The sequence below is a fragment of the Peptoniphilus timonensis JC401 genome (genome assembly GCF_000312025.1).
Taxonomy (GTDB): domain Bacteria; phylum Bacillota; class Clostridia; order Tissierellales; family Peptoniphilaceae; genus Peptoniphilus_A; species Peptoniphilus_A timonensis.
Genome location: NZ_HE978593.1, coordinates 317,391 through 319,335, shown reverse-complemented (window position 1 = coordinate 319,335; position 1,945 = coordinate 317,391). Strand labels below are relative to the sequence as shown.

The 1,945-nt window shown below is 27.1% G+C and carries 3 protein-coding genes and 1 pseudogene; all 4 read right to left on the bottom strand.

Annotation, left to right across the window (positions count from 1 at the left end):
• Positions 1-143: 143 nt before the first annotated feature.
• Complete coding sequence (locus HGPT_RS09275) at positions 144-593, bottom strand: AAA family ATPase (RefSeq protein WP_019138143.1); 450 nt, start codon at positions 591-593, stop codon at positions 144-146.
• Positions 594-610: 17 nt separating this feature from the next.
• Entirely contained in the window at positions 611-898 is a 288-nt protein-coding gene (locus HGPT_RS09270) for a hypothetical protein (RefSeq protein ID WP_019138142.1), read from the bottom strand.
• 55 nt (positions 899-953) lie between these two features.
• Positions 954-1,334, bottom strand: a complete 381-nt coding sequence (locus HGPT_RS09265; RefSeq protein ID WP_019138141.1) for a hypothetical protein — start codon at positions 1,332-1,334, stop codon at positions 954-956.
• Positions 1,318-1,945: pseudogene (locus HGPT_RS09260) on the bottom strand (chromosome segregation protein SMC); the annotation flags it as partial. The gene HGPT_RS09265 and the pseudogene HGPT_RS09260, both read right to left, overlap by 17 nt.

The window sequence follows — 1,945 nt, the reverse complement described above, 5'->3', positions numbered from 1 at the left end:
TTTGAAATTTCTTCTAGTTTTTCATGGATTTCTTCCTTGTCACTTTTTTCTTCTGAAGTAATTTCTTCCTTTAATTTCTTTTTATCGACTTCTTCATCTTTTTTCTTAAATTTATCTTTTAACCATTCAAACATTTCTATCTCCTAATCCTTTAATTTTACAGAAAACAACTTACTAATTCCCTTCTCTTCCATTGTAACACCATACATAGTCTTTGCAATCTCCATTGTAAGTTTTCTGTGAGTAATTATTATAAACTGAATTCCCTCTAAGGTTAAAAGGTAATCAGCATACCTCTTAATGTTGGCATCATCAAGTGCAGCATCAATTTCATCTAAAATACAAAAAGATGCTGGTCTATATTTTAATAAGGCAAATAAAAGTGCCACAGCAGTGAGAGACCTCTCTCCACCTGATAAAAGTGAAAGAGATTGCAGTCTTTTCCCTGGAGGAGAAGCCTTAATCTCTATTCCAGATTCTAAAACATCTCCCTCAATGCTAATTTCAGCACGGCCTCCATTAAATAGAATTTTAAAAATCTCAGTAAAGTTCGCAGAAATTTCTTCCATTGCTTCATTAAATAACTTTTTCATTTCATGATCAAGTTTAGTTAATATAGATTGATTTCTTCTTTAGAATTAATTAAGTCATCTCTTTGTGATGTATAAAAATCACATCTTTCTTTGACAACTTTATATTCCTCAATAGAAGAAATATTTACCTCTCCATAATCTCTAAGTTTTTTCTTTAAGCGTCTTAGAGTACTTTCCTTTAAATCGTGAAGTTCATCATCTATAAAATCATGATAATCTACAATATCATAATCTTCTTTTAATCTCTCAACTTCACTTGATATTTTATTTTTATTAAGATCAATTTTGATTTTTAACTTTTCCATTTCAGAACTTAGAATTAAGGACTCTTCCTTAAAATTGGATAAGCTATCTTTAGTTTCAAAATATTTTTATTTTTTTATCTAACTTTTCTTTAAAATCTCTAAGAGAATTATCTAAATTTGAAATAGAAATTTTTAAATCCTCTAAAGAATTTTTATTTTCTTCATTTGAAGATGTCTTTAAGCCAATGTTAGAGCCAGCTTCTTCTAAAATGTTTTTATTATTCGCAAGCTTTTCTTTAGTAGTATTTATCTCAGATAGAATTCTTTCCTTTTCTTTGGATAGATAAAGAATTTTTTCTCGGTTTTCTCTTTCAAGTAATTGAATTTCAATTTTTTCTGATTTGAAACTTTCTATTTCCCTGGAAAGACTTTGAAGCTTGTCAGCACTGTTAAATTCTGTTATTAATTCTTCTAAAAGCTTATTTTTTTTGTTCAACTTCTAATTTGTTTTCTTCCAAACTTTTTTTATCAGATTTTATATTTTCTTCAAGTTCTTCCTTTTCTCTCAAATATTTATCTAAATATTCCTTATTTAAATTGTTGTCATTTTTATTTTTATAAAGATTGCCTTCGATTTCATTTATCTTTAAAGTATTGGAATTTCTCTTTTCCAAATATTTCTCTTCAAAATTATTTAGTTTCTTAATTTCTTCTTCAATTTTTGATTTTTCTTCATTGAGTTCTGAAATTTCTTTACTTAACTTATTTAATCTATCATTAAAATCATTAATTTCATTTTTTCTCAAGATAAAACTGCTGTTGTAGTTATTTAATGAACCACCAGTTATTGCCCCAGAAGGATTGAAAACTTCACCTTTTAAAGTTACAACTTTTAATCTATGCTTCTTTGAGATTCTAGAGGCATTTTTAAAATTATCTGCGATTATTACTCTACCTAGTAAATTGTAAAAAATCCCCCTGAAAACTTCATCAAACTTTATTAAATCACAGGCAAGTCCAATAAATCCATCTTCTTTAGAATTTATATTAACTTTATTTCCAGAAACTCTATCTAAAGGAAGAAAAGTTGCCCTTCCCATCTTATTT